Raw genomic sequence first — 7,805 nt, 5'->3', positions numbered from 1 at the left:
TCCACAGCCCTAAGCTAATTATATAGCTTAATGAATTCCCAAGAAAGGAAGATATTATTTAATTACCTGTTTCTTGGTTAATTAAATAATACAAGAATTGAAATGAAACAAGTAAAAACAGGATTTCCGAAAGCTTTTTTATGGGGAGGCGCCATTGCGGCAAATCAGGCAGAAGGAGCATTTCTAGAAGGTGGGAAAGGATGGAGCGTTGCGGATATCTTAAAAGTGCAAGATGCTGGTGATTTGAAAAAGAAATCAAATAAAGAAACGAGCAGAAACGATATTGATTTCGCTTTACAGGATAAAGAAGGCTATTATCCTAAACGCTATGGGATTGATTTCTATCATACTTATAAGGAAGATCTAAAGCTTTTAGCAGGGATGGGATTGAAAACATTTCGCACTTCTATTAGCTGGTCACGTATCTTCCCTAATGGAGATGATTCTCAACCGAATGAAGAAGGTTTACGCTTTTATGATGCATTGCTGGATGAAATCATAAAAAACGGCATGGAGCCCCTCATCACTTTATCGCACTATGAGATGCCACTGCATTTGGCAACACACTATCAGGGCTGGTATAATCGTAAGACGATCACTTTCTTTGTGAACTATTGTGAAACCGTTATGCGTCGGTATAAAGATAAGGTAAAGTACTGGATTGTTGTAAATCAGATCAATCTGATACATCATGAATCTTTTAATCATCTCGGTATTCCCAGTGATACAGTAGAAAACCTTATGGAAGCAAAATACCAGGCCATTCATCATGAATGCACAGCAAGTGCGCTTGTCACTAAGCTTGCCCATCAGATCAATCCAGACTTTCAGGTAGGGATGATGGTATATGATGGATTAAGTGAACCATTAACATGCAAACCAGAGGATGTTTTTGCGAACATGCAGCGCAATCAAAGAGAATATTTCTTTACCGATTTATTGCTAAGGGGAGAATATCCGGGCTATATGCTGCGCTATTTTAAAGAGCATGACATTCATTTAGATATCCGTGAAGAGGATGAGCAAGTATTAAAAGAGCATCCGGCTGATTTTCTTGCGTTATCCTATTATTATACATGTGTATCATCAAAAGAATGCAATGACACGCAAGATATTAATGATGATGGGGCCATCGTAAATCCTTATATTGATGCAAGTGAATGGGGCTGGGGCATTGATCCTCTTGGATTAAGAACCGTATTAAATTACTATTATGATCGTTATCAAAAACCAATCATCATCGCAGAGAATGGTTTTGGCACGTATGATGAAATCAGCAGTGATGGAAAGATTCACGATGAACGCCGTATCGCTTATTTACGTGAGCATATTCGTAATGTGAAGGAAGCTATCATGGACGGGGTAGATGTGATTGGTTATTATCCATGGGGACCTATTGATATTATCAGTTGTTCATCCTCAGAAATGAGCAAGCGCTATGGATTTATTTACGTGGATCAGGATGATTATGGAAATGGCAGTAAGCGCCGTATCAAGAAAGATAGCTATGACTGGTATCGAAGTGTCATTGCCAGCAACGGGGAAGATCTATAAGTGTTTCCCTTTCGTTTGATTGCCTGTGATATTGATGGCACATTAAGCATGGACAATACATTATCATTGCGCAGCGTACATACCTTACAGAAACTACAACAACAAGGAGTTTCGATCGTGCTATGCAGTGGGCGCAGTTATCCGGATGTGTTAAGTTTGCGAAATCAACACTTGCTGGCTTTGGATATGTTGTTATTAAACGGCGCAATGCAGGTAAACGCAAAAGGGCAGATTCTTCATGCGACTGCGATAAAAAAACAAAGCGCAAAGATGATTCTTCAGATGCTGCAAAAAGAACCTATCGCAATCGGTTGTTATGATGAGACCCATATTTATTCTTTAGAAGAAGAGGATCGGCCTTCCTTTCAAAAACACTATTTGCAAAGTTTCACGGATACCACACCGGTGATGTCTTGTTTCAAGACGATTACGGAAACAGACTTACCTAAAACTATTTTAAAAATAGAACTTTTGGAAAAGGATGAAGAAAAACGCCAACGTTTACAAACACGACTATCCACCTTGCAAGAGGTAAAGGTAACAACTTCCGGATGGGATAATTTGGAAATCACTTCGCCGCTAGTATCGAAAGGGACAGCTTTACAAACCTATGTTGCTCAACACGGTTTCACAAAAGAGGAAGTTTTAGTATTTGGCGACAGCGAAAATGATCTTTCCATGTTTTCCTGTTTCCCTAACAGTGTTGCTGTAGCAAATGCCTGTACGCAAATAAAAAATGCTGCTCGTTATCATTGTAAAGAGGCAAAGGAAGATGGGGTCGTACAATTTCTTGAAATGCTTATAAAACATGCTGTTTAAGTACAGTGTGTTTTTTTTGACAGCAAATGTTGTAGAGCCACCTGCATAAGGAAAAGATAAAAAGTAGTGTATTTGTTTAAATTTTCATTGTTTACGCAATCGTTTCTGAAGACATTCTTGCGAAATTGTGATATTTCCATAAAATGATTGTGATAAAAACAAATATCTTCTATAATAGATACGGTGATTTTATGGAAGAATACATATTGAAAACAAGAGAAGATGGAACGACGATTACCGTGCGTGATTTACAGCTGAAATTGTTAGAGATGCTGAAAGATATAGATATTGTATGCCGCAAGCACAAAGTCCAATACTGGCTGACAGGTGGCAGCTGCTTAGGCGCTGTACGTCATAAAGGCTTTATCCCTTGGGATGATGATGCGGATATCGGTATGCTGTATGAGGATTATCTGAAACTGTTAGAAGCCGTTAAGGATCTGGATCCTAAGAAGTACATCGTACAAAGCTTTGAAACACATAAGGAATACAATGTGTTGATTCCGGCGATGAAGATTCGTTTAAAACATACGTATTGTGAAGAATACAATGCGTTATTAAAAAACAAATGCAAAGACAGTGATGGCATTTTTATCGATGTTTTCATCATTGATTATGTGAGTGAGAATCATGTAAAAGATTTTGTATGGCGCTGCCGCAATGGAATCTTGATGCTCTTGATTGCCGCATTGGAAAATCTACATATCAATCCATTGCCATTAAAGAAACGCTATGTGCGAAATGCGCGTAAGTATGGTAAGCAAAATCAAGGCAGTCCAATGATCGGTTTTGATCTGACATGGTGCTTTAATTCTTTCTTCCATCCGGTCGTATATCCAAAGGAAAGCGTTTTTCCGATTCAGTATGTTCCATTTGAAGATACGATGCTGCCGATACCAAAGCGGCCTAAAGATTTGTTGGATGCAGAAGTATCCGTGAATCATATGAGCTATCCGCCGAAAAAAGATCAGCAGCCAAAGCATATTAAGGATATTGCATTTTAGAAACGATGACGTAAGGACTTTTTCATGCTTATGAAAATGCATAGCATGGAGACGATATTTCTTATTAAAAGCTAGCTTATGGTAAAAATAAAATATCGTAAAACATAGTAAAAATTGTGAGGAGGTAGAAGACATGGCATATGTACCAAGACAGAGAAGATATAAAGTGCGCTGGAAGGTAGTGGCTCCACTGCTTGTTTTAATTGCGTTGATCGTGTATCTTTTAATTGGCATGTTTCTGCCTTCCAATCATCAAGAAGTAAAGAAATTCACGGTGTGTGGATTGAATGAGGAACAGACGATCAAAGCATTGCATAAGACAAGTAAAGAAACGATTAGCGTTTCGGATTATTTGTATTATGGAGAATCTTTGGATTTGTATGAAAAGAAATATTCACCGGAAAATAAAGATACGTTGAGTGGGAAAACCGTAGAATTAAAAAATATTTGTGATGGAAAGACAATTTCAATGACAATGGAAAATACAGTTGATCAAAAGATCTTATTAGATGAAATACCGGAAGGATATTATGAGGTTTCCATCATTGATAATCTGGTAAAAAAGCGTGTGATTTTTCAACAGCCTTTAAAGGAAAATGCATTTTATACGGCACAGCGTAAAGGAAAGGTCAATAAAGTTTCCTTAATTGCAGATACGCAGCTGTTAAAGGATTATCAGATCACCCTGGATAAAAACTATCTTTTCTTACAAGTAACTTCACAGACGCCGCGCAAAGGGGATATTGATGTGTTGATTGATCCGTTTGGGATGAATACGGATTTAACGTGGTTGCCGGATGAAGGTTCAAAGGTCAATGGGTTAAATGAAAATGATGAAATGTATAAAGCAGCGGTTTTAATGAAAAAGGAATTAGAAGAAAAATATGGATTGCGTGTTGCCATTACAAAGGCAAGTAAAGATGAAAAAGGGAAAGCCTATGGCAGTGATGGCCGTTTAGCAAAAGGTTATAAGCAGCATGCAAAATATTATTTGTTCTTACGCTTCAGCAATTATGCCAACGATACGATTCGCGGCTTTGAAGTAGCGCATAGTTATTATTCCAGCAAGACACTTGCCAGGAATTTGACCTATGGTGTACATAAGAACTTAAAAATGCCACTGTCACCGATGTATACTGGTTCCGATGCCGGTATCGTTACCGGGTTATTGGCCGAAGGGGCAGATGGTAAAACGATATATGATACGAATTTATATTTAAGAGAAAGTGGTGGAAGAGCAACACTGGCAGGGAAATACTCAGAAACAAGTCAAGAACAAAATGCTGATTTTGTGAATGCCAATGGCATGCAGGGATTAGAAATTGACTTTGTCTATATATCAAATAAAGAAGATGCAGCGCTGTGGAAAAAACAGAAGAATGCGATTATTAAGGAAACAGCGCGCGCTTTTGCCGAGGGAATCAATGCCGACAACACCACCAGATAAGGCGGGTGAAACAAGATGAAGTATCAAATTCATAAAGGAAGTAAATATTTTGGGGCGAATACGGTATTTGAGGATATTCAATTTGAAATCCGCAATACTGAAAAAATCGCGATTGTGGGAAGAAACGGATGTGGTAAAACCACCTTATTAAAAGCCATTGCCGAAGTAGAACCGTTGGATAAAGGGGATATCCATAAGGAAAATAATCTGACAATCGGTTATTTAGCACAGACAACGTTTGAAAATGAGCATGCCTGTGTCAAAGAAGAATTGGAAACAGCCTTTGCGAAGGTAAAACGCATAGGTAAACAGCTGGAAGAAATCAGTGAGCAGATGGTATATGACCATAGTGAAACCATCTTAAATAAATACGCCAATTTGCAGCAGCAATATGAGGATTTAGGCGGTTATACATACCATAGTGATATGATGACTGTCTTCACTAAGTTTGGGTTTCAGGAAGAAGATTTAAAACGTGAAGTTGCTACATTTTCCGGAGGACAGAAAACCCGATTGGCCTTTGTCAAGCTATTGTTAAGCAAACCGGATATCTTGTTGTTAGATGAACCTACCAACCATTTGGATATCGAAACGATTGAATGGCTAGAAGGTTATGTAAAACGCTATCCCAAAGCGGTTGTCTTAGTTAGTCACGATCGTATGTTTCTGGATGATGTCGTTGATGTCGTATATGAATTGGAATATGGTGTGATGCGTCGCTATCCGGGTAATTATACAAACTATGTTAATACCAAGAAAAGTGATGTGGAACAACAAAAATCAGCGTATGCGCGCCAACAAAAAGAAATACAGCACATGGAAGAACTCATTGAGAAATTCCGTTATAAGAAAAATAAAGCAGCTTTTGCGCAGAGTAAAATCAAATACTTAGAACGTATGGATAAAATTGAAGATCCCAATGTCGACGAAAAACGGTTTCATGCCCGTTTTACCCCAAGGGTACGTGGCGGCAAGCGGGTCTTAGAGGTCAAGGATTTAACCATCGGTTACGACCTGCCGTTGTGTACGATTACTTGCGATATTCTGCAAGGGGAAAAAGTTGCCATAATCGGCCCAAATGGGAAAGGAAAGTCAACCTTTTTGAAAACCTTGATGGAACAGGTTTCACCATTATCCGGTGAATTCTTATTCGGACACCAGATTGAGGTAGGTTATTTTGATCAGGAGCTTGCGCAATTCGATACCAATAATACGGTATTAGAAGAGGTGTGGAACGATTTCAGTGAACTGAATCGAACAGAGGTACGCACAGCACTGGGATGTTTTTTATTCAGTGGAGAAGACGTATTTAAAACAGTAGACTGTCTATCCGGAGGAGAAAAAGTTCGTCTATCCTTTGTAAAGCTAATGCTGTCACAGCCTAATTTTCTGATGATGGATGAGCCAACCAATCATTTGGATCTAATTGGAAAAGAAGCCTTAGAGGATGCTTTGTGTGATTATGAAGGCACAATGCTATTTGTGAGTCATGATCGTTACTTTATCTCAAAGTTGGCAACTGCGGTATTGGTCATTGATAATGGGAAGGCAACATATTATCCGATGCGTTATCAGGAATATATGCATAAAGATGAGGAACATGTACAGGCCGTTAAAACCGTTGAGAAAAAAGAAACAAAAAAAGTGGATAGAGGGATTCATTATGATCGCGAAGTAAAAAAACTGGAAAAGAAAATTGCAGAAAAGGAGAAAGAGCTGGAAGCACTCAGAGAGCTGCGTTTTGATCCGGAATATTATCACGATTATCAAAAAATGCGTGATTTAGATGATAAAATTGATGACGTACATAATGAAATTGAAAATTTCATGAAGAAATGGGAAGACTACAGCGAGAAACTGGAACAGTAAGAAAGAAGGATCTTCATATGAAACCATTTGAAACATCATTGCTTGGTCGTATGGAATTAAACAACCGCATAGGTATTCCGGCGATGTGTACGTATATGGCAAAGGGCGATGGCATAGCCAATTTGCACCATATAGCTCATTATGAAACACTAGCGAAAGGACGCCCTGCCTTTATCGTACAAGAGGCAACGGCCATCGCAGCAGAAGGCTATATCAGTGACGCTTGTTTAGGAATCTTCACGCCGCGACAGCGAGAACCATTAAAGGATATCGTTGAAGTCGTACATGATTATGGGGTGAAATTAGGAATTCAACTGAATCATGCCGGTATGAAAAGTAAATGTGCAGCCCATAAGGTATCCGCCATGGATAATGAAGATGTACATGCGTTGACAGCAGAAGAAATTCATCGCATTGTTGTTAATTTTGAATTTGCCGGTAAATGGGCAAAAGAGCTTGGCTATGACTTTGTGGAAATTCATGCGGCACATGGTTATCTGATCAATCAATTTTTATCACCGCTTACCAATCAGCGAACGGATCTTTATGGTGAGGATAGAACCTTGTTGTTAAAGGAAATCATCACCGGTGTACGCTCTACATTTGAAAAAGATGTCATCGTTCGTATATCAGCAGAAGAGTATGAAGAAGATGGCTTGCATATAGCCGATATGAAAGATATTGTGGAAGCTATAGAAAGTTGTGGTGCTGCCGCAATTTCCGTATCCAGCGGAGGATTAAACAAACATCCGATACAGACCTATCCGTTGTATCAGATTCCATATGCACGAGCTATCAAACAAATGACTTCTTTGCCGGTAATGGGCGTTGGCCTAATCACAAAGGAAGAAGAAATTGAAACCATTCTAGCACAGGAAGATTGTGATTATGTATTATTAGGAAGAAAATTGCTGCGCGATCCTTATTTTCTATTATCTTGGCAAGATGCTTTCGGTCTATTGACAGAAGAAAACATAGGCGAATGTCTGTATCGCGGCATACATAAACATGGTGAATAACATCATGTTTTTTTTGTGTGTGGCGGGCATGCCACATATCTAGGGTGAAAATCCCTCGGGGCGTAGTTATCGACGAACCCAAGAGCGACTTGC

At 39.0% G+C, this 7,805-nt stretch carries 6 protein-coding genes; all 6 read left to right on the top strand.

Annotation, left to right across the window (positions count from 1 at the left end):
- Positions 1-102 precede the first annotated feature (102 nt).
- The 6 genes from ACESSZ_RS15995 to ACESSZ_RS15970 all read left to right on the top strand — a co-directional run bounded on the left by ACESSZ_RS15995 (position 103) and on the right by ACESSZ_RS15970 (position 7,712).
- On the top strand, positions 103-1,554 hold the full coding sequence (locus tag ACESSZ_RS15995; protein WP_008689834.1) for a glycoside hydrolase family 1 protein: 1,452 nt from the start codon (positions 103-105) through the stop codon (positions 1,552-1,554).
- Positions 1,555-2,373 (top strand): Cof-type HAD-IIB family hydrolase, encoded by an 819-nt coding sequence (locus ACESSZ_RS15990; RefSeq protein WP_008689833.1) that lies wholly within the window; start codon positions 1,555-1,557, stop codon positions 2,371-2,373.
- A 206-nt stretch (positions 2,374-2,579) separates the two neighbouring features.
- Positions 2,580-3,377: a LicD family protein gene (locus ACESSZ_RS15985; protein ID WP_226897160.1), complete on the top strand. Its 798-nt coding sequence runs from the start codon at positions 2,580-2,582 to the stop codon at positions 3,375-3,377.
- Positions 3,378-3,510: 133 nt separating this feature from the next.
- Positions 3,511-4,824, top strand: coding sequence for an N-acetylmuramoyl-L-alanine amidase (locus tag ACESSZ_RS15980; protein ID WP_008689831.1), 1,314 nt, complete (start codon positions 3,511-3,513; stop codon positions 4,822-4,824).
- Between the two features lie 15 nt (positions 4,825-4,839).
- Positions 4,840-6,693, top strand: a complete 1,854-nt coding sequence (locus ACESSZ_RS15975) for an ABC-F family ATP-binding cassette domain-containing protein (protein WP_008689830.1) — start codon at positions 4,840-4,842, stop codon at positions 6,691-6,693.
- A gap of 17 nt (positions 6,694-6,710) precedes the next feature.
- The gene (locus tag ACESSZ_RS15970; RefSeq protein ID WP_008689829.1) at positions 6,711-7,712 is read left to right on the top strand and encodes an oxidoreductase; all 1,002 of its coding nucleotides are present in this window, start codon (positions 6,711-6,713) and stop codon (positions 7,710-7,712) included.
- Positions 7,713-7,805 lie beyond the last annotated feature (93 nt).

Source organism: Eubacterium sp. 3_1_31 (genome assembly GCF_964249515.1).
In the GTDB taxonomy this organism is placed as follows: domain Bacteria; phylum Bacillota_I; class Bacilli_A; order Erysipelotrichales; family Erysipelotrichaceae; genus Longicatena; species Longicatena caecimuris.
The sequence above is the reverse complement of the archived record's forward strand: the minus strand, read 5'-3'. Positions and strand labels throughout refer to the sequence as shown.

Coding starts and splice junctions, on each gene's coding strand:
- ACESSZ_RS15995 (WP_008689834.1), top strand. CDS start 103: ATGAAACAAGTAAAAACAGGATTTCCGAAAGCTTTTTTATGGGGAGGC.
- ACESSZ_RS15980 (WP_008689831.1), top strand. CDS start 3,511: ATGGCATATGTACCAAGACAGAGAAGATATAAAGTGCGCTGGAAGGTA.
- ACESSZ_RS15970 (WP_008689829.1), top strand. CDS start 6,711: ATGAAACCATTTGAAACATCATTGCTTGGTCGTATGGAATTAAACAAC.
- ACESSZ_RS15975 (WP_008689830.1), top strand. CDS start 4,840: ATGAAGTATCAAATTCATAAAGGAAGTAAATATTTTGGGGCGAATACG.